General features: G+C 37.3%; 15 protein-coding genes. 7 read left to right on the top strand and 8 right to left on the bottom strand.

Going from position 1 to position 21,293, the window contains the following annotated elements; translation table 11 throughout:
* Positions 1–11: 11 nt before the first annotated feature.
* Positions 12–626: a trimeric intracellular cation channel family protein gene (locus AABE15_RS08560; RefSeq protein WP_338330879.1), complete on the bottom strand. Its 615-nt coding sequence runs from the start codon at positions 624–626 to the stop codon at positions 12–14.
* 33 nt (positions 627–659) lie between these two features.
* Positions 660–1,550 carry a ribokinase gene (locus tag AABE15_RS08555; protein WP_338330878.1) on the bottom strand — a complete coding sequence of 297 codons (891 nt, stop codon included), beginning with the start codon at positions 1,548–1,550 and terminating at the stop codon, positions 660–662.
* A 255-nt stretch (positions 1,551–1,805) separates the two neighbouring features.
* On the opposite strand from AABE15_RS08555, the gene AABE15_RS08550 reads away from it, so the two are divergent.
* Positions 1,806–3,173 carry an NAD-dependent succinate-semialdehyde dehydrogenase gene (locus tag AABE15_RS08550; RefSeq protein WP_338330877.1) on the top strand — a complete coding sequence of 456 codons (1,368 nt, stop codon included), beginning with the start codon at positions 1,806–1,808 and terminating at the stop codon, positions 3,171–3,173.
* A gap of 612 nt (positions 3,174–3,785) precedes the next feature.
* Here AABE15_RS08550 and focA read toward each other — a convergent pair.
* Complete coding sequence (gene focA / locus AABE15_RS08545) at positions 3,786–4,667, bottom strand: formate transporter FocA (RefSeq protein ID WP_338330876.1); 882 nt, start codon at positions 4,665–4,667, stop codon at positions 3,786–3,788.
* A gap of 468 nt (positions 4,668–5,135) precedes the next feature.
* The gene (locus AABE15_RS08540; RefSeq protein WP_338330875.1) at positions 5,136–6,473 is read right to left on the bottom strand and encodes a UDP-glucose/GDP-mannose dehydrogenase family protein; all 1,338 of its coding nucleotides are present in this window, start codon (positions 6,471–6,473) and stop codon (positions 5,136–5,138) included.
* Positions 6,474–6,784: 311 nt separating this feature from the next.
* Between AABE15_RS08540 and AABE15_RS08535 the strand changes: the two genes are divergently transcribed.
* The 4 genes from AABE15_RS08535 to ahcY all read left to right on the top strand — a co-directional run bounded on the left by AABE15_RS08535 (position 6,785) and on the right by ahcY (position 11,173).
* Entirely contained in the window at positions 6,785–7,579 is a 795-nt protein-coding gene (locus tag AABE15_RS08535) for an ABC transporter permease (protein ID WP_338330874.1), read from the top strand.
* Entirely contained in the window at positions 7,576–8,373 is a 798-nt protein-coding gene (locus AABE15_RS08530) for an ATP-binding cassette domain-containing protein (RefSeq protein ID WP_338330873.1), read from the top strand. Before AABE15_RS08535 ends, AABE15_RS08530 begins: the two co-directional genes overlap by 4 nt.
* 9 nt (positions 8,374–8,382) lie before the next feature.
* Positions 8,383–9,780 carry a DNA repair protein RadA gene (gene radA, locus AABE15_RS08525; protein ID WP_338330872.1) on the top strand — a complete coding sequence of 466 codons (1,398 nt, stop codon included), beginning with the start codon at positions 8,383–8,385 and terminating at the stop codon, positions 9,778–9,780.
* A gap of 94 nt (positions 9,781–9,874) precedes the next feature.
* Positions 9,875–11,173 (top strand): adenosylhomocysteinase, encoded by a 1,299-nt coding sequence (ahcY, locus tag AABE15_RS08520; RefSeq protein ID WP_338330871.1) that lies wholly within the window; start codon positions 9,875–9,877, stop codon positions 11,171–11,173.
* Positions 11,174–11,288: 115 nt separating this feature from the next.
* On the opposite strand, the gene AABE15_RS09280 is transcribed toward ahcY, so the two are convergent.
* The 3 genes from AABE15_RS09280 to AABE15_RS08510 are packed head-to-tail and all read right to left on the bottom strand — an operon-like array spanning position 11,289 to position 13,618.
* Entirely contained in the window at positions 11,289–11,507 is a 219-nt protein-coding gene (locus tag AABE15_RS09280; RefSeq protein ID WP_408870271.1) for a DUF6587 family protein, read from the bottom strand.
* An 18-nt stretch (positions 11,508–11,525) separates the two neighbouring features.
* Complete coding sequence (gene feoB / locus AABE15_RS08515; RefSeq protein ID WP_338330870.1) at positions 11,526–13,367, bottom strand: ferrous iron transport protein B; 1,842 nt, start codon at positions 13,365–13,367, stop codon at positions 11,526–11,528.
* A 2-nt stretch (positions 13,368–13,369) separates the two neighbouring features.
* Positions 13,370–13,618 (bottom strand): FeoA family protein, encoded by a 249-nt coding sequence (locus AABE15_RS08510; RefSeq protein WP_338330869.1) that lies wholly within the window; start codon positions 13,616–13,618, stop codon positions 13,370–13,372.
* Positions 13,619–13,940: 322 nt separating this feature from the next.
* On the opposite strand from AABE15_RS08510, the gene clpB reads away from it, so the two are divergent.
* Positions 13,941–16,547: an ATP-dependent chaperone ClpB gene (clpB, locus tag AABE15_RS08505; protein ID WP_338330868.1), complete on the top strand. Its 2,607-nt coding sequence runs from the start codon at positions 13,941–13,943 to the stop codon at positions 16,545–16,547.
* A gap of 350 nt (positions 16,548–16,897) precedes the next feature.
* On the opposite strand, the gene phrB is transcribed toward clpB, so the two are convergent.
* Positions 16,898–18,319 carry a deoxyribodipyrimidine photo-lyase gene (gene phrB / locus AABE15_RS08500; RefSeq protein WP_338330867.1) on the bottom strand — a complete coding sequence of 474 codons (1,422 nt, stop codon included), beginning with the start codon at positions 18,317–18,319 and terminating at the stop codon, positions 16,898–16,900.
* A 231-nt stretch (positions 18,320–18,550) separates the two neighbouring features.
* On the opposite strand from phrB, the gene AABE15_RS08495 reads away from it, so the two are divergent.
* Complete coding sequence (locus tag AABE15_RS08495) at positions 18,551–19,945, top strand: sugar porter family MFS transporter (RefSeq protein ID WP_338330866.1); 1,395 nt, start codon at positions 18,551–18,553, stop codon at positions 19,943–19,945.
* Positions 19,946–21,293 lie beyond the last annotated feature (1,348 nt).

The raw sequence follows: 21,293 nt of genomic DNA, 5'->3' as shown, positions 1-21,293 counted from the left end.
ATTTTGTTGAATCATATGCTTTTGATAGAGGGTAAATTCCATTTAAATTTTAGAGAAAGTAAACGAATAGAGCTACAAATTATAATAGCTAACCACGGCGCGTATGTTGGGTTAATAAATTCTTTTTCACCAAAAAGTTGTATAACTGTGCCAATAATGGCTGCAGAAGCATAAATTTCTTTCGTCAGTACAGTAGGTATCGTTGTGGTTAATATATCTCGTAATATTCCTCCTCCTACAGCGGTGACAATGCCAAGCAAGATGGCAATTTCACTATTTTGAATTAATAGATAAGTTTTATGTGCGCCAAAAGAAGCAAAGAATCCTAATCCAATAGCATCAAAAAAAAGAGTGGGATGATTTAACTTCAGAAGTAATTTTTGGAAGAATGCTGAAAGAAAAACTGCCAAAGAGACAATATATACATATTGCAAGCTGACTAAACCAATAGGAGGAAATGAACCTATACAAATATCTCGTAATATTCCTCCACCACAAGCTGTACTAAATGAAATAACAAACACGCCAAAAATATCTAAATTTCGATTAATAGCCGCTAAAGCACCACTAATAGCAAAAGCAAAGGTGCCGACAAGGTCAATATAATGAAAAAAATCACTATTCATAAAGATCCAGATAAAATTTTACAAAGTGGTTTATTATCGAAAAAAAGGATGCATCTCCAGTTGTCGTAATGTTGGCATTCCATTTTGGGCACCTCGACGCGTAACCGCTAAAGCAGAAACCTGCAAAGCTTTATGAATAGCGGCCTCTACTCCTAAGGAATTGAAACTACAAAATGCTCCACAAAATGCATCGCCAGCACCCGTTGTGTCAATAATAGGGACAGAATAAGCAGGAATATGAGTTATAGTTCCGTCTTTGCTTTTATACAATACGCCTTTTTGACCCCAAGTCATAATGATTGGCACAGATGATGACAAAATAATATTTTCAAAGCATTCTGATTTCGTTTGGGCTAAGGAAAATATTTCATGTTCATTTGGTAAGAGATAATTAATTTTTTTTAAAATGGACGGAGAAATTTTGCGTTTCGGTGCAGGGTTGACAACTATAGTCTTTCCTAATTCATAGGCAATTTCTATCGCTTTATACTGAGTTTCCAAAGGAATCTCTTGCTGTAACAGGATAATATCGTGCTTTGCAATGCATTTATATGCATGAATAATATCCTCAGGTTTTAAAGTATTATTAGCTCCTTGAGTGACAACAATGCGATTGTCTTGAGGTGTTCTTGTAATCAAGGCTGTGGCTGTCGGAACATTGTTTCTTATAATTAAATGATCTATATTAATTTGATTGTTAAGTAAATTTTCTATAAGTATTTTACCAAAATTATCTGCACCGATGGCCCCAAGAATGCTTACCTTAGATCCAAGTCTAGAAGCCGCAATAGCTTGATTATTGCCTTTGCCTCCGCAACTTATTTCTAGAGGCCCTCCAAGTAAGGTTTCTCCAGCTTCAGGAAATATATCAATATCGGTTGCTAGATCAATATTTAAACTGCCAATAATCAATATTGTGTTCATGTATTATAAACCTGAAGGATAAATTAATTAAATATTATAGCAAAAATACTGAGAAACGGAACGCTTAAAACTGTTTTTATAGGAATAAGTTTTAAGTTTATGTAGATCTAAGCCTTCATCATAATTAAGTGAGTAGTACTCCTTCTTATTGATTATCTTCTCGTTTAATTTATAGTTATGAATAGGATTAATTTGGTGCTTTTTTAAAAGAGAATAGCATAATTAATTATTATATATAGAGGAGTTATTGTTCAAATGGCATACAAAACGGTTAATCCCTTTACAAATAAAGAAATCAAATCCTACGTGTCTTTGACAGAACGAGAAGTGGCAGAAAAAATTGATCAGGCAGAAGTTTGTTTTGAAAAATGGCGTAAAACTGATTTTGCGACCAGGCGTGCAGTTATGAAAAAAGCGGCTTCTATTTTACGTGAAAAAAAAGGTGAGTTTGCGCGATTAGTTACTTTAGAAATGGGAAAGCTTATTTCAGAAGCCGAAGGGGAAGTTGATGTAACTGCAGAAATCTTTGATTATTATGCAGAAAATGCTGAAAAATTTTTAGCGGCAGAGGTGTTAAAACCTAAAGATGGCAAGCAAGCTTGGATAGAGAATGAACCTTTAGGGATTATTCTTTGTGTAGAACCTTGGAATTTTCCTTACTATCAATTGGTTAGGGTAGTCGCTACGAACTTAATGGTTGGAAATGTTGTTTTGGTTAAACATGCCTCTATTGTTCCACAATGTGCAGAAGCGTTTGAAAAATTAATGTTAAATGCCGGCGCCCCTGAAGGCGCTTACACGAATCTATATGTGGACTCAAGCCATATTGGTAAAATTATAGAGGATTCAAGGATTCGTGGCGTCGCGGTTACGGGTAGTGAGAAAGCAGGCAGTTCTGTAGCAAGCAAAGCAGGTGAAAGTTTAAAGAAATCGACAATGGAATTAGGGGGAAGCGATGCGTTCATTGTATTAGAAGATGCTGATTTGGATCAAACGTGCATGTGGGGAATGTGGGGGCGGATGAATAATACGGGGCAATGTTGTGTTGCTTCAAAAAGATTTATTGTTATGGATTCTATTGCCGATCAGTTTTTAAATAAACTTGTCGAAAAATTTTCCAGTTTAAAGATGGGTGATCCTATGGATCGAAGTACGACCTTAGGACCACTATCATCAGAGAGTGCAGCCAAAGATATTGCCGAGTTGACCAAAAAAGCAATAGAGCATGGTGCAAACGTGGTTATCGGAGGTAAACGTCCAGAGCATCCCGGAGCATTTATGGAAGCAACCATATTGACAAATATTACTAAGGAGAATCCTGCATACTATAGAGAGTTTTTTGGTCCTGTTATTTTGTTTTTTCGGGTTCCTGACGAAGAAGCTGCAATTAAACTTGCGAATGATTCGCCTTTTGGTTTGGGGGGATCAATTTATACAAAAGATATCGAGCGAGCCAAAAAAATTGCTAAGCAAATTGATACGGGTATGGTTTTTATTAATAAACCAACGTGGACAGCTCCTGACTTACCTTTTGGTGGTACAAAACATTCTGGATATGGTCGAGAATTAGCGAAAGAAGGTATTTTAGAATTTGTTAACCGCAAACTTATATACGTAAATTAATTTTTTTACGGAGTGAATTAAAGTTAATTTTAAAAGGGTTTCACTGGGCGAAACCCTTTTTTATTTGATTGAGTATAAAAGTAATATAGGCTTGAAATAAACTATCAAAAATTAGGGTATAATAAAATTCGAGTTGATCAACATTACGCTTAAAAATAAGGCACTTATTAATCTTGTGTTAACCAAAGACGCTTTAAATATTTTTTATACGGACGTCTATTGGTTGATAGAAGGGCAAGTTAAGATAGTTTGAATTATGTTTTCGTTTATTATGTCGGTGAATATATACTCAAACTTTATGGTTGGTTAAAAAAATTACATCTGGATATACGGCATGTATTTGATGTTTTTATATGACGAGTTTGAGAACCACGTATCATAGGTATGTATTGGTTATGGTTTTAACTTTAATGCTTTAAAATTAAATGGCTAATTTCAGTTTTAGAAGTTTTAGAGTGAGGTAGAATAACGTTTGGCTTATAACGATGTTATGAGGGTATCCATTTTGTCATTGGGGAACGGTGTCGATTTGGTATTGAGGGTGTTTATTATCCATTTCTTGATCACGGTAATGTAATTAAGAAATGAATAATAGAACGCTGTAAAAACGAACTAATGTTCTTTTACTTCTGTATGACGACGTAAAAAAAGCAGCCAATTTCCCCAGCCAATCAGTAATGCCCCGCCAATAATATTACCAATGGTGACAGGAATGAGGTTATGTAAGAAAAAATTGCTCCATGTTAAGTCAGCATACTTGGTGATATTAATTCCATGAGATACCCAAAATCCAGAAGGAGTGGTGCTTTTTATTAAAATTCCCATTGGAATTTCATACATGTTTGCAACGCAGTGCTCAAATCCGCAAGCAACGAACATGGCGATAGGAAGTAGCAAGACCAATACTTTGTCGGCACTGGTTCGGCAACTAAAACAGAGCCACACCCCTAAACTGACCATCACGTTACACATGATCCCTAATCCAATAGCTTCTATAAACGTATGGTGCAATTTATGGTCGACAATGTTCATATAATTTAAAGCAATTTGTCCGTCTGCATCCCATGGGTGGCCACTGATGTAAATTAAGAATACCAAAAATAACGCCCCGACAAAATTACCAAAATAAACAAAGCTCCAATTTCTAAAAAGTTGGAGCCATGTAATTTTATTACTTTCTTTGGCAATAAAAGTTAATGTTGTAGAGGTAAATAAATCTGCGCCGCAAACCACGACGAGCATTAATCCCATGCTAAAGCACAGTCCTCCGATGAGCTTTGCCATACCGTATGGCATGGTAGAAGATCCAGTGGTTACCAATGTGAAAAAGATAAAAGCCAACCCAATAAAAAAACCACCGTATGTGGAGGAAAGGAATACTTTCGAAAATGGTTTTTGAACTTTTGCAACCATCATTTTTTCAGCTTTTCCGGCCATTTCATAGGGGTCAAAAGCATCTAGAGATATGGTTTGCAAATCAGGTTTTGTTTCCACGATTTGGCTCCTAAAATTTCATAGTCAAAATATCAGTGTAATGAAGTAAAATATTTCTTCTTTGCAATTATCAAATGCTATATAAGCAATTGAATGATAGATCAATAATAAAATTGTTACTTTTTTAATAACTAATTTTGACCCTATAAAAATTATCTTTTTAGTAATGTCTAGGGATTCGATTCAATTTAGGTTTAAATCGTGTTTTGAGATTAGAGTAAAAAATTTGCAGAGTTCGAAAGGCATAAGGATTTTAAACAGGGGGATGTTGGGCTTTTAGTATAAATTTCAAAGGGTGATTACGCTTCTAAGATAGAAATTTCAGATGTATACGAACATCTTCTTAGCGTATCGTTAAGAAAATTAGCTAATTTTTATCTAAGACGAAGTTTGTTTTATTATTGGTGCTCATTTTATAAAAAATAAGAATTCTATTTTAGGAATAGAATTCTGAAATTAGAACGATTGTTAAAATTGTGGTCTGCCAATAGAATAGTACTGAATGCCTTGATTGAACATTGCTTTAGGATCATACATATTTCTAAAATCAATTACTATGGGACGTTTCATCCAAATTTTTAAATTAGCTGGAGATAAAGAACGAAATTCATTCCATTCGGTTAAGATGACTAACGCATCGGCTTCACTCGTAGTAGATTGTATATCTTTGCAATAACGTACTTCTTTTGGTAAAAGTTCTTTTGCTTTTTCATTAGCAACAGGATCAAAAGCTTTGATAAGTGCGCCTCCTTCGATAAGACGGTGAATAATTGGTAAGGAGGCAGATTGTCGCATGTCATCGGTGTTGGGTTTGAAAGTCAATCCTAAAATTGCAATGGTTTTGTTGTATACACTTCCACCACAAAAATTGATAATTCTTCCGCTCATATTGGCTTTTCTTGCATCATTGGCTTGAGCCGTTGCTTCAACCATGCGCGTTGAAGCTCCTGTTTCTTGAGCAATTCGAATAAGAGCAAGGGTATCTTTAGGAAAGCATGAACCTCCAAATCCAGGGCCTGGTTGAAGAAAATGTTTTCCAATTCGATGGTCTAGTCCAACAGCTTTTGTAACATCCTCAATATTTCCACCGGTTAATTCGCAAAGATCTGCCAATTCGTTAACATAAGACAACTTCATAGCTAAAAAACAGTTTGAAGCATATTTGGCCAGCTCGGCGCTTTCAAGATCCATAAATAAAATAGGTGTTTTTTGCTGAAATAAAGGTTGATAAAGTCTAGATAAAACTTCTTGAGCTCTCTGATCTTGGTTATATTTGTCTTTTTCTATACCAATAATAACTCTGTCTGGCTTCATACAATCTTTTAAAGCTTCCCCTTCTCTTAAAAACTCAGGGTTTGAAGCAACACTAAAGTCAAGATCAGGATTTTCTTCACGTAAAATTTGAGCAATACGGCGACTGGTACCAATTGGAACGGTGGACTTGGTTACAATTACTGCGTACTGCTTTAAATGTTTAGCGATTTGTGAGGCAGCTTTGTGTACGTATGTCAAATCAGCATGGCCATCACCATTTCTTGGAGGCGTACCCACGGCAATGAAAATCGCCTCACATTCATTAATAGCTTCTTCTATTTTGTCAAAAAATTGTAGGCGTTTTGTTTTTAAATGATTTTGTACAAGGTCATCCAATCCAGGTTCATAAATAGGTATTTGTCCCTGTTTGAGGGTATTTAGACGGTTTGTATTTGTTTCCACAATATTGACATGCAAACCAAATTCAGCAAAACAGGCTGCTGAAACGAGTCCTACATATCCTCCACCAATCATTGCAATACGCACTGCCATTTTCTCCTATATAATTTTTATGTAGCGTGTGTATAATTCGATCACTATAAAGTAAGTGTGATATAAAAATAATAAAACATCTTTTAAAGATGTTTTGCGTTAAAAGAAAGTAATTGATTGATGGTTTTTGGTTTTTACGTCAGAATAAATCTTGCGCCTTAACTTTAGCTTTTTTATATACAAAGTAAAATTTGATGTTTTAAGTTAACACTCGAAATGGCAACAAAATAGAAATCCTTGTATAAATTTACAATTAATTTCATTATTTCCTACATACAGCTTAAAGTTTTCGATACCTTTTAGGAGAAAAAATGCAAATATCGAAAAAATTTTTTATATGGATAGCGTTGTTTGGACGATTAGTCATAAGTGGTATTGAAGAAGCTGGTGCTTTAGCCTTATTTGGCATTCGAGGAATAATCAATATTTTTTACCCTCCTTTTTATTGGCGTATTTTTTTAAAATCTTTAATAAATATTGGGTATTTGTCGCTTCCTGTTGTGGCTTTGACGGCTTTGTTTTCAGGTGGAGTAATTGCATTACAATCCTATACCGGTATGGCTCAATATCACGTCAGTAGTGCAATTGCCAGTATTGTTGTATTAGCGGTTACCCGTGAATTGGGGCCTGTTTTGGCAGGGTTGATGGTGGCTGGACGTGTCGGAGCAGCTATGGCCGCAGAAATCGGTACGATGCGTGTGACTGATCAGATTGATGCGTTAAAAACGTTATCGACTAATCCTATGAAATATTTGGTGGCGCCTCGATTATTGGCCTCGACATTGGCCTTACCTTTTTTGGTATTGATTGCGGATATTTTAGGGGTTATGGGCGGATTTACTGTTTCAATTATAAAATTGGGTTTTTCTTCGCAGGGTTATATTGCTTCAACTATTAATGCTATAAAACCTATTGATATCACGATTGGTTTAGTGAAGGCTGCTGTGTTTGGATTTTTAATTGCTTTGATGGGATGTTATCATGGGTATCGCAGCCGGGGTGGTGCGCAAGGCGTTGGAGCGGCTACCACTTCTGCAGTTGTGGCAGCTTCTATACTTTTATTAGTTTTTGATTACTTATTAACGGACATCTTTTTTGCAAAATGAAACAGATTGAAAAACCTAAAATACGCATACGTGGTTTGTCCAAAGCGTTTGGAAGTAATCAAGTTTTGCGCAACATTAATATGGACGTAGCATCCGGTACTTCGTTTGTGGTGGTAGGAGGTTCAGGGAGCGGAAAATCAGTTTTGTTGCGTTGTTTGCTTGGGCTAATGCAACCAGATAGTGGTAGCATTGAAATTGATGGACAAGATATCACAAAACTTCCGAATGCTCAAAGATCCGAAAAGTTAGAGCAAATGGGAATGTTGTTCCAAAATTCCGCTCTATTCGATAGTTTGCCCGTATGGGAAAATGTAGGGTTTGCTTTGTTAAATGGACATTTGAGAAAAAGAAAAAGATTAAGTCGATCCGAGATTTATGCCAAGGCTTCAAAAGGGCTTGAGTTAGTAGGCCTTAATCCTTTAAAAGTTGCTCATCTTTATCCTGATGAATTATCAGGGGGAATGCAAAAGCGAGTTGGTCTTGCTAGAGCAATTGTTTCAGAACCAGAAATTATTTTGTTTGATGAACCTACGACGGGTTTGGACCCTATTATGGGGGCGGTTATTGATGGGTTAATCAAAAACTGTGTAGATACATTGGGATCAACCGCTATTGCCATTACACACGATATGGCTTCTGCACAACGTATTGGTGATCAAGTGGCCATGTTGTATCAAGGCGAGTTGATTTGGCAAGGGAAGGCTCAAGATTTAATGACCTCGGACAATCCTTATGTACATCAATTCACGCATGGCTTGATGCAAGGGCCAATAAAAATAGAAACGAAGGTATAAAAGGAACGCGTGGCCAAAAAGCCGATAAAAAATTTTGTCTGTCAACATTGTGGTTCTGTATACCCCAAATGGATGGGGCGTTGTGAGGCGTGTGGGGAATGGAACACGATTGAAGAAGAGCAGCAAGTCGAAAATAGACCTTTGTCCGTTATAGATCACTCGCAAGGACAAAAAATTACGTTCACTCAACTTGATGGGGATAGCGCTCCACCAAGCCGTCAGCTCATTGGTATGCCCGAACTTGATCGTGTGTTAGGGGGGGGATTGGTCCAGTCTTCTGTGAATTTGGTTGGCGGTGATCCAGGTATTGGAAAATCTACTTTATTACTGCAAGCAGCCTGTTCTTTATCCAAACAAGGATTAACCGTTCTTTATATTTCTGGTGAAGAGTCTATTAACCAAATTCGTATACGTGCTAATCGTCTCGGGTTAGAGGCCTCACAAGAACGTAAGTATATAAGATTAGCAGCGTGTATTAATGTTTCGGATATTTTAGCGACGCTCGAAATGGAAGCGGATGTTGTTTTGGTTGTCATTGATTCGATTCAAACAATGTGGTTGGATACCATTGCCGGCGCACCAGGGACGGTAAGTCAAGTCCGTGCGTGTGCGTTTGAATTAATCAGAATGGCAAAACGTAAAGAGTTTTCATTGGTTTTTGTTGGGCATGTCACAAAAGAAGGGGCTTTGGCTGGGCCTAGAGTTCTTGAACATATGGTCGATGCGGTTCTTTATTTTGAAGGGGATAGAGGACATCAATTTCGTATATTACGGGCTGCTAAAAATCGATTTGGGGCTACCGATGAAATTGGTGTTTTTTCAATGACGGATGAAGGATTGGTAGAGGTCTCTAATCCTTCAGCCTTGTTTTTAGCCGAGCGTCACGGTCATGTAGCAGGTTCAGCAGTGTTTGCTGGCTTGGAAGGTACACGCCCTGTTCTGTTGGAAGTACAAGCATTGTTAGCACCAAAATTTGGCGATTCCGCTCCGAGGCGTACGGTGGTTGGTTGGGATAGCGCTCGATTAAACATGCTGTTAGCGATTTTAGAAACACGGTGTTCGTTACGGTTTAATAGCGTTGACGTTTATTTAAACATGGCGGGGGGGCTTCGAATTACCGAACCTGCAGCGGACTTAGCTGTTGCCGCTGCTTTAATTTCGGCGCTGACACAGCAGGCGTCCTCGCCAGGCTCTGTGTTTTTCGGTGAGATTGGATTATCGGGTGAGATTAGGCAAGTTCCACAAGCTGATTTAAGAATTAAGGAAGCCCATAAACTGGGATTTGACGAAGTTGTTTTTCCTAAACGTATTGCTAGAGGGAATACAAAATTATCTATCCCAAAAGGTACGAATTTAAAAGAAATAGGGCACATCAGTGATTTGGTTTCCCAATTTATTAATGAATAATTTGTAATTTACTACTCGATGATGCGTTATTGTTGATACGATAAAATTTATGGCATAGAAGTAATTTAAGATTTAACTGACGATAGGAAAAAAAATGAGTTTACAGCATGATTTTAAAGTGAAAGATATTGCATTAGCTGGGTGGGGAAGAAAAGAAATCTCTATCGCGGAGGGCGAAATGCCTGGTTTGATGGCACTTCGTGAAGAATACAAGACAAAACAAATATTAAAAGGTGCTCGTATCGTTGGTTGTTTGCATATGACTATACAAACGGCGGTTTTAATTGAAACTTTAGTTGAATTAGGGGCAGACGTTCGTTGGTCCTCATGCAATATTTTTTCAACGCAAGATCATGCTGCTGCAGCGATCGCTGCAGCTGGAATCCCGGTCTTTGCTTGGAAAGGTATGGACGAAGACGAATTTAATTGGTGTATTGAACAAACGATTCATGGTCCAAATGGATGGGTGCCGAATATGATTCTGGATGATGGTGGGGATCTCACCTTGATCATGCATCAAAAATACCCAGAAATGCTCAAAGACATACGAGGTCTTTCTGAAGAAACCACCACAGGTGTTCATCGGTTGAGAGAAATGGAAAAAAAAGGAACGTTGTTGGTTCCTGCTTTTAATGTAAACGATAGTGTAACAAAATCAAAGTTTGATAATCTTTACGGGTGTCGTGAAAGTTTGGTTGACGCCATTCGTCGTGGTACTGATGTTATGATGTCGGGTAAAGTTGCTGTGGTTGCAGGCTTTGGTGATGTAGGCAAAGGTTCAGCAGCAAGTCTGCGTAACGCGGGTTGTCGGGTTTTGGTGACAGAAGTCGACCCTATTTGTGCTTTACAAGCATCTATGGAAGGGTATGAAGTTGTTACCATGGAGCATGCTGCTTCCCGAGGTGATATTTTCGTAACGTGTACGGGTAACGTTGATATTATTACGTTAGATCATATGCGAGCAATGAAGAATAGGGCCATTGTTTGTAATATTGGTCATTTTGATTCAGAGATACAAGTCAATCAACTGCGTAACTTTAAATGGGAAAATATTAAGCCACAAGTTGATGAGATTATTTTTCCCGATAACAAACGTATTATTTTGCTTTCTGAAGGAAGACTAGTTAACCTTGGGAATGCAACGGGTCATCCTTCTTTTGTCATGTCCGCTTCATTTACCAATCAAGTGCTGGCTCAAATTGAATTGTGGACCGCTTCCAAAGATAAATATCAAGCTAAAGTTTACACGTTGCCTAAATTTTTGGATGAGAAAGTAGCGGCTTTACACTTGGCCAAAGTTGGAGCTGAACTCTCAACCTTAAGTAAAGTGCAAGCAGATTATATTGGTGTTGACGTTCAAGGTCCTTTTAAACCTGAAACCTATCGTTACTAATGACGTAAAGATTTAATTCTTGTATGTAATAAAATCGATAAAATTGGATTAGTATTGGAAAAGCATACTTTCATAAAAGTATGCTTTTTTATTTTCTATTTTGTCTATTTTTCATTTAACAGCATTTATTACATTTGTCACAAGAGCTGCATCCTGTGGTTTTATAAGTTAAACCATGTTTCAAAGCCCAGTGTTGGGTAGAGCTAGGCGCATGTAAAATTCTAAGGAAAATAGCTAAGCCTTTCCATAGGAGTGTTTTCAATTTAGGGAAAAGGCGGCTAATCCATAGAAATGCACATATACTAACAACAATGGCAACAATAAAATTTTGCATATTCTTCTTCTCCTATTTTTAGAATAAATTAGCCGTTTGCCAGATAATAAGCGAGCCTATGTAAGCTAAAAAAGTTAAATAGGTGGCAGCTGCCCAGGCTATTTTCCAAGAAGCGGTTTCTTTTTTTATTACAGCTAACGTAGAAAAGCATTGAGGTGCGTACACATACCATACTAAAAAGGATAAACCGGTCGCAATACTCCAACGGGTTGAGAGAAAATTGATTAATTGTGTAGGGGTTTCAGGATCAATAGAAGCTACCGCATATACGGTTGCAAGGGACGTTACTGCAACCTCCCTAGCTGCAATTCCAAGAATAAGTGCTACACAAATTTCCCAATTAAAACCAAGAGGAGTAAAAAGGGGTTGTATCCAATGTCCCACCATTCCAGCATAACTATAGTCTATTGCAGGCCTTATTGCATCGTGTGGAGCTTTGGGGAAGCTCGATAAAGCCCATAAGAGTACACTCACTGTAACAATAATATTTCCAACGCGCGATGCAAAAAGTGTTAATCTTTGCCAAAGACCAAATACAAGACTACGAAAATGGGGAATTTTATAGGAGGGTAATTCTAAAATAAGGGTGTTTTCGTCTTTTCTTTTATTTCTAAGGATGAGCGCTACGAGATAAGCACTTATAATTCCAAGAAGATAAAGTCCAAAAAGGACAATGCCTTGCAAATTAAAAAAATAACCAATAAAAGTGTGTGGGATAAAGGCGCTAATAAGTAATGTATAAATGGGAAGGCGTGCGGAGCACGTCATTAGAGGTGCAATAAGGATAGTAACCAAACGATCTCTGGCGCTTGGTATAGTTCGTGTAGCCATAATTCCAGGAATTGCACATGCAAAGCTTGATAATAAAGGAATAAACGATCGGCCGTTAAGACCGACGGAAGCCATAATCTTATCAAGCAAGAACGCTGCTCTAGGCAGGTATCCAGACTCTTCAAGGCATAATATCCAAAGAAATAAAATCAAAATCTGAGGAAGAAACGCAATAGTTGTCCCGACTCCGGCAAATATACCGTCAATAACCAAGCTTCTAAGTGCTCCTTCAGGTAACCAACCGGCTATTATGGTTCCTAACCATGTTGTAAAACCTTGAATGCCATCCATAAGAGGTTGTGCCCAAGAAAAAACTGCTTGGAACATAATAAAAAGTAACCCAATAAGAATGATGGGTCCAAAAATAGGATGCAAAACGATACGATCAAGTTTTTCGTCAAACGCGATAGAACCTGAGTGTGTGTAACCTACGCATTGTTTAAGCAGTTGCCGAACTTTGCCATGCAAATCGGTATCTTTATCAAGAGCAATGGTTGGCAATCTGAACGAATTATCCATTTTAGCAAGAATATTTTTACTATAATCTTTTTTGGTCGCAATGTTAGGAATAACTATTATTCCTAGTAGCGATTCTAATTTTTGAATATCAATGTTAATCTTTTGTTTATTGGCGACGTCTATCATGTTCATCACGATCATCATGGGACGCCTTAAGCGACATAATTCCAAAGCAAAGCGAAGATGTAATCTAAGATTAGTTGCATCTATCACACAGATTAAAGCATCTGGGGCATCTTCATTCGCATAGGTTCCCATGCACATATCGCGCGTTACGGCCTCATCAGGACTCGTAGGGCTTAGACTATACGTCCCAGGCAAATCAATTAGCGTGATGGAGTGCTTTTCTGGTGTGATTAAACGTCCTACTTTACGCTCAACAGTAACACCTGCATAATTTGCGACTTTTTGTCGACTGCCAGTTAATTGATTAAATAAGGCTGTTTTTCCGCAATTTGGATTGCCAACCAAGGCTATTCTTGAAAAAAAAGGCTGGTGTGAATCGCTCATGTTTAAGAGTCCGTGCGGATAATAATTCTTGCCGCTTCAGAACGACGAAGTGCAAAACGAGAACTACCAATTAAAACGGCAATAGGATTGCCACCGAAAGGACCGCAGGCAACGACTTTTACCGTTTCCCCTGATACAAATCCCAGGTCACGCAAGCGAGCAGCTATTAAATCATGGGATTTAGCGTCTTCAACACGCTCAATAATGCTGTTTTTGCCCGAAGGTAATTTATCTAAACGCAGAGTATTCATAACGGAGTTTCTTAAAGGGGTTGTTAAGAATGATTTTCATTTTTAACAATCTAACATCTTTTTGGAGCCTTGTCATTCGTATAAAGCTGTTTTGATGTATTGATATTTTAATTATTTTACTGAGTTGGTTTTCGTGTATACTAATTTCGTTAATAAAGTAAAATTTAGTTAAATACTCAGAGGAACTTATAAAAGTGTCCTTATTATTTTCACAGATTAAAAATTTTTTTCGACTTGATAAAATTACAGGCAAAAGCGACGTCGCCTATTTTTGGGACGTTATGTATTGTATAGGCTTGTCGCCTACTTGAAAGGGACAAAAATGGATATTGAAAAATTTACCGAACGTTCAAAGGGTTTCATCCAAGCTGCGCAAACCATAGCTATTCGAGAGTTTCATCAACAATTAACTCCCCAACATCTATTAAAAGCGCTTTTGGATGATGAAGAAGGAGCTGCCGCTGCATTGATACGTGCAGCAGGAGGAGACCCTGCGTTGGTCAAAGCTGCCGTCGAACATAGTTTGCAATCTTTGCCTAAAGTACAGGGGCAAGGTGTGGGGCAACCTCAGGCTACTCCTGAATTTATACGTGTACTGGATCGGGCAGAACAAGAGGCCAAAAAGGCAGGCGATAGTTATGTGGCGCAAGATCGTTTGTTGTTAGCAATTGCTAGTTCTGATACGCCGGCAGGACAAGTTTTACAAAAAAACGGAGTCAGTGCTCAGGCTTTAAATCAAGCAATAGAAGCGATACGCAAGGGCAGAAAAGTGGATAGCGCTAATGCCGAATCTTCTTTTGATGCGCTTAAAAAATATGCCAGAGATGTGACAGAAATTGCCCGCCAAGGAAAACTTGATCCTGTAATCGGTCGAGACGAAGAAATTCGAAGAACGGTTCAAGTTTTGGCAAGGCGAACTAAAAACAATCCTGTTTTAATTGGTGAGCCGGGTGTTGGGAAAACGGCTATTGTCGAAGGATTGGCTTTGAGAATAGTCAATGGGGATGTTCCAGAAGCTTTAAAAAATAAACAATTGCTGGCTCTTGATCTTGGATCGTTGGTTGCGGGTGCTAAGTATCGTGGTGAATTTGAGGAAAGATTAAAAGCTGTTCTTAAAGAAGTGGAATTGGCATCAGGTGGAATCATTTTATTTATTGATGAGCTTCACACGTTAGTGGGCGCTGGGCGCACAGATGGGGCAATGGATGCGTCAAATTTAATTAAACCAGAACTTGCTCGAGGGACTTTGCATTGTATCGGAGCGACCACTTTAGATGAATATCGAAAATACATTGAAAAAGATGCAGCGTTAGCCCGTCGTTTTCAATCCGTTTATGTAGGAGAACCTTCGGTTGCAGATACGATATCCATTCTAAGAGGTATTGCTGAAAAGTATGAATTGCATCATGGGGTTCGTATTGCCGATAGTGCTCTTGTTGCTGCAGCCACTTTATCCAATCGTTACATTACGGATCGCTTTCTCCCAGATAAAGCAATTGATCTTGTTGATGAAGCGGCTAGCCGTTTGAGGATGCAGGTGGATAGCAAGCCGGAGGCATTGGACGAATTGGATAGACGATTGATCCAGTTAAAAATTGAAAGAGAAGCTTTAAAGCGTGAAGATGATGCAGCAAGTCAGGAACGGTTAAAGGTTTTAGAGACTGAAATTGCTCAGTTGGAAGAGAAATCAAATGCCATGACGGCGGCTTGGCATGCTGAGAAGGATCAAGTGAATTCGGTACAGAAATTACAAGAACAATTAGATCAGGCCAAATCGGAAGTTGAAATTGCTCAACGTCAAGCAAATTTGGCGCGGGCGTCACAATTAATGTACGGTGTTATTCCTGATTTGCAAAAACAAATTCAGGAATTGCAAGATAAACGTTTAGAATATCCTGATTCGAACAAACTGGTGTCGCAGGCGGTAACGGATAAAGAGATTGCCTCTGTTGTTTCCCGTTGGACGGGAATTCCGGTGGATAAGATGCTTGAAGGCGAACGAACAAAATTATTACGAATGGAGGACGAACTGCGCAAGCGTGTCGTGGGACAAGAACTCGCCTTAAAAGCCGTATCAAATGCCGTACGCCGTTCACGAGCGGGATTGCAAGATCCCAATAGGCCTATAGGTTCATTTTTATTTTTAGGCCCAACAGGAGTTGGTAAAACCGAGCTTACTAAAGCATTAGCAGAATTTTTATTTGATGATGAAAAAGCTATGCTGCGAATTGATATGAGTGAATTTATGGAAAGACATTCGGTGGCGAGATTGATTGGCGCACCTCCGGGTTATGTAGGTTACGAAGAAGGAGGGGTATTAACCGAAGCCGTTAGAAGGAGACCTTATCAAGTTATATTATTCGATGAGGTAGAAAAAGCTCACGAAGATGTTTTCAATATTCTTTTGCAAGTGTTAGATGATGGACGGTTAACCGATGGACAAGGAAGAACGGTTGATTTCCGCAATACCATGATTGTTCTTACGAGTAATCTAGGTTCCGAGATTTTAGCCAATCAGCCAGATGGAGAATCCGTAGACCTTGCGCAAGCGGAAGTGATGAAGGTAGTAAGAGCTCATTTTCGACCTGAGTTTTTAAATCGTCTTGATGAAATTATCCTTTTCAGTCGGTTGCAAAAAATCGATATGTCCAAAATAGTGGATATACAGATCAGTCGTTTGCAAGATTTGCTTGCTGATAGAAATATAGAGCTTGTTCTTGATCAGCGAGCATACGATTGGTTAGCGGATGCAGGGTATGATCCTGTTTATGGAGCACGTCCATTAAAAAGAGTTATACAACGTAATTTACAAAATCAGTTAGCGGAGCTTGTGTTACAAGGTAATATATTGGATGGAGAACGTATTCCTATTACAGCGGACGATAAAGGACTCATTATTAAGGGAAATGAATTGAATAATCTAAATTAGAATATTCAGCTGATTTCCAAAAGATAAAATGGCTTCCTTTTTATAGTTTTTATGGGCTACTAAAAATCAGTTTTTTGCGTTATGTTAGATTATTAATCCAGTATATCTAATAGAGCAAATGTTGGTTTTTTGTTAAATTAAATGGATTAAGATCATGCAGTTATCAAGTTATAATCTAAGCTTACTGCATAATCTTAATGAAGAAATTGCGATTTAATTTTTACTTGGTTGGTTTTCACAGCAATTGAGGAAAAATAATTATACTATTGTAAATAAGAAAATTACGGGAAAGAAATAGCTAACAGATATTGTAAAAGCTATAGAAGTTAGGTGATAAAAAAAATTTAACTTTAGAGTCTATTTTTGGCTTTTTCAAATGTTTGAAGCACTTTTCCTCTTGCTTGTTTATGGTCAACAATTGGATCTGGATAATTTAATAACCTATCGTGTTTTTGTTTATACAGTAAAGGTTGATGAATAAATTGCGTGGGGACGTCTTTTAACTCAGGTATCCAATATCGAATAAAATTTCCCTTTGGATCAAATTTTTCACCTTGAGTCTGTGGATTAAAAATGCGAAAAAAGGGCGTTGCGTCTGTTCCAGTTGAAGCCGCCCATTGCCATCCACCGTTGTTGGCCGCCAAATCACCGTCAATAAGTTTCGACATAAAATAATGTTCGCCCCAACGCCAATTTATAAGCAAATCTTTGACTAGAAAGCTTGCAACAATCATACGTAAACGATTATGCATCCACCCCGTTTGATTAAGTTGCTGCATAGCAGCATCTATAATGGGAAAACCTGTAGTACCAGTTTTCCAGCGGTTAAACAAATCTTTATTATTGTTCCAAGTTATGTTTTCAGTCCATTCGACAAATGCCCTGCCCTTACTTAATTTAGGAAAAGCAACCATTAAATGTTGGTAAAAATCGCGCCATATAAGCTCATTAAACCAGCATGATACATCGCTTGCGTCGTTTAACCAAAAGTGAGGATATTTTTTTATAAGATAATGAGCACAATACTTTACCGACAGTACACCTATCGAAAAATAGGGGGATAATCTGCTTGTTTTATCAAGAGCAGGGAAATCCCTATTAATGTGATAGTTTTTTATAGTTGTTGTGCAGAATTCAGAAAATTGTTTAAGAGCATTCTTTTCCCCAATCGCAAAGCTTATATTAGATTGTGAAAAGTCTTTTGAATTTAATGCAGATTCGATGAAGTTGCTTTGTTTACGCTTTTCAGGTTTCGGGAAAATCGATGGAACGCTAGAAAAAAAATGTTCCTTAAATATTTTTTTAAAAGATGTAAACACTTTATACATCTCGTTTTGGCCATTTAATAGACTCAAAGGAGTTAACAGCACATTCCCTTCAAATGCATTTACTTTAACGGAGCGCAAGCTAAGTTTTTGAGAAAGTAATTCATCCCTTTTCTTCTCATTGACTTCATATTGTTTATTAAAAAATAAATGATCAACTTGGTATTTTTGACAAATATTAAGAATAATTTCAATAGAATCAGAAAACTTAGCACAGCGTTCGTACAAAAGCGGAATATTTAATTCTTTCAAAGAGGTTTTTAATTCAATCAAATTATTGTGAATAAAGGAGGCTTGTATTGCTGACATCCCATGTTCTTTCCATTGTTCTGGTGTAGAAATAAACAGGGAAAAAACTTGAGCATTTTTATCATCACAAGCCGCATAAAGTGCTGGATTATCGTGAAGTCGCAAGTCGTTTCTAAACCAAACCAAATGAGTTTTCATATGAAATTCACATTGTTCAAGGAAGCAAAAAAAAGCGACAACAGATTTTATTTCAAATATAATTATATAACTTCAAGGGACTATTGTGCAACAAACTATTTTAGAAGTATGAATTTTCGAGATTATGTATAAAACTTATTACAATAGGGAAGGGCAAATCACTATTTTATACTTTCACAATTATTAACTATTAAACATTTAATTTAAAATTAACTGTATTGGAAATGAATAATGCAAACACGAGTTGACAAGGATATTCATACCCCAAAAAGCACAGCAGTAGTTATCGCTATAACGATTATCGCTGCATTAGGGGGGCTTTTGTTTGGCTACGATACGGGCATCATCGGTGTAGCTTTGTTGGGTTTAAGCAAACATTTTATAATGACGAATTCTATTCAACAAATCGTTACAGGAGCCATTGTTTTCGGAGCTTTATTTGGCTGTTTGGGTACAGGTCCTATTTCCGATCAATTTGGCAGGCGCTATGTAATAATTTTTGTTGCGATTGTATTCGCTATAGGCTCAATTGCTTCAGCTTATTCCCCAAGTATTGAATTTTTAATTGCTTCGAGATTTTTACTGGGGCTATCAGCGGGTAGCTCAACACAAATTATTCCCGTGTATATTGCTGAAGTTGCCCCCCCACAACATCGTGGAAAAATGGTCGTTTTGTTCCAATTTATGATTGTATTTGGCATTACCGTCGCTTATTTCAGCGGTTTCGTTCTAGGAGATCATTGGCGTTCAATGTTTGCATTAGGAGTAGTTCCTGCAATTATTTTATTGATTGGAATGTTTTTTTTACCAGAAAGTCCTCGTTGGTTGGTGATGAAGCACCGCGAAGCAAAGGCTATGGCTATTCTCGAAAAAATACGTGGCAGTAGTACTGTCGCTCGTATAGAGATGGAAGAGATTGAAAAAGTTGCTAATCAACCTCAAGGCACTTGGAAAGATTTGGCACAGCCTTGGATTCGTCCCGCTGTAGTTGTAGGGGCTTCCATTTCTATGTTTTCTCAAATTACGGGTAACAATGCCTTGATCTATTACGCACCAACTATTTTAACGCGTGCTGGTTTTTCGCACGATGCTGCTGTGTTGGGAACAGGAGCTAGCACAGTTTTACTTGTTGTTATGACTGTAATAGGTAGTATTATGGTCGATAAAATAGGAAGACGTTCTTATTTATTGTGGACGATACCAGGATCTATCGTTGCCCTTATTATCATGGGATATTTATTTATGGGAGCAGGTCCACAAACTGACTTAGGCAAAATTCTTATTGTTGTTTGTTTAGCAGCTTACATGATGTTGAATTGTGGTGGGTTTGGGGTTTGTATTTGGTTAATTAATTCAGAAATTTATCCTTTGTTTGTACGAGGGAAAGGGGCAAGTCTTGGGGCATTCAGTCACTGGATTTTTGACTTGTTGATAACGTTAACTACTCTGAGTTTAGTGACCGCTTTAGGAGCCACATATACTTTCTGGTTGTATGCATTAATTTCTATTGTAGCGTTGCTCTTTATCATTTTCTTAATTCCGGAAACGAAAGGGAAAACATTGGAAGAAATCGAATTTGATCTTAAACAAAATCGTTTTTATGCTTTTCAACACAAAAGAACTTAAGTTTATTTAGGGAAATAGTTGGGTAATGGGAGTTAATTTTATCTAAATTACTCAGCTATTATTTATTATACAAGTAAAGTAGTCTTTCAATATTCACACGATTTTTTCTATATTTTGGCACTCTATGCCAGTAAAATCGTGAAAGGAATATCATTAGTAACAATGCTGAAGATCACGTTAAATTCATGATCATATAATAGTTTAATATCGTTATTTACACATTTAGCGACGGCGATTGTCAGAACGTTTAAAGACTGAACAAGATTAGCCACGCCAAAAGTGTTCTTCTTAAAAAGGTCTGTCGGTTAATTTTATCTTCGCCTGTAAATGCAAATACGCATGTTCTAATTTTTACTCTAGACCCACACAATGAATGACAATGTCCAATCCTTTTTTAAGTTTACAATAATTAAAAGCTAAGAGACCTGCATTCAAGCACTTACGCTTGAAAGTCTTTTTATTTTTTATTCAAACATGTTTCTCAACAATTTGAATGCAGTGAAACAAATTGCACTCAAATGTTACTAATTGGGTATAATTTACGCCTTTTTAAGCTCTAAACATAAAATTTGCTCTAAGAAGACCATATAGAGGATTCGCGACATCCTACGCTACTTCTATATCTAATGAGCATTTGTCTGAATAATGTGTGTTAATATAGTGAAATATCTAGACAGTCTTCATCTTTTCTTTAAAAAAAATTGATTGTTTTTTGTCATAAAAAGTTAACGTCTAAGGTTTCTGTTATATCGGCCTAACCATCATTAATAGCACTTCTTCTTAACCCTAAAATTGTTTTTTTTACCTAATAAATCATGGATAAAGTTTGAAGCACTATTTTTCCCTTTATTGATCATGAAGGCACGTATAGCTTTCATGTTGAAAACAAGTTTTAAATTGTTTTTTATAGCTATGCAGACTTCCAGCGCTCAGTGATTCTCTAAATGAATCCAGAGCTAGAACAACAGGTGTTGATTTCAAAAAATAACTTTTTTGAAGGCTTTTTTAGGTAACTCGGAGCGTTACAGGCCTAGTTTAAAAATTACTCGAATGATGTGGTGAAGAAGGTAAGTCGAAGAGTATCTACAAGTTGGTTGAGACCAATATAGAGGAAGTTTGGAAAGTTTTTTGGATATTTTATAAAGTAATTACATTAATTATAGTTTTTTAAGCTTTATGCTGAGAATAAGAATTAAGAATTTAAAAGTTTAATTAATTTGGGATTATTTTATTTTTTTTTGAGAAAGTGGTTGACGATTGTTAGGAAGTTGTTTAGAAGGATCATCACTGACGGCCTGAGGGTTTGGATTGATTTTCTTTAGGTTGTATGGTAGATTATTTGTCCTAC

The organism is Commensalibacter sp. Nvir, assembly GCF_963921845.1.
Classification (GTDB): domain Bacteria; phylum Pseudomonadota; class Alphaproteobacteria; order Acetobacterales; family Acetobacteraceae; genus Commensalibacter.
This window is presented reverse-complemented; position numbering and strand designations above follow the sequence as displayed.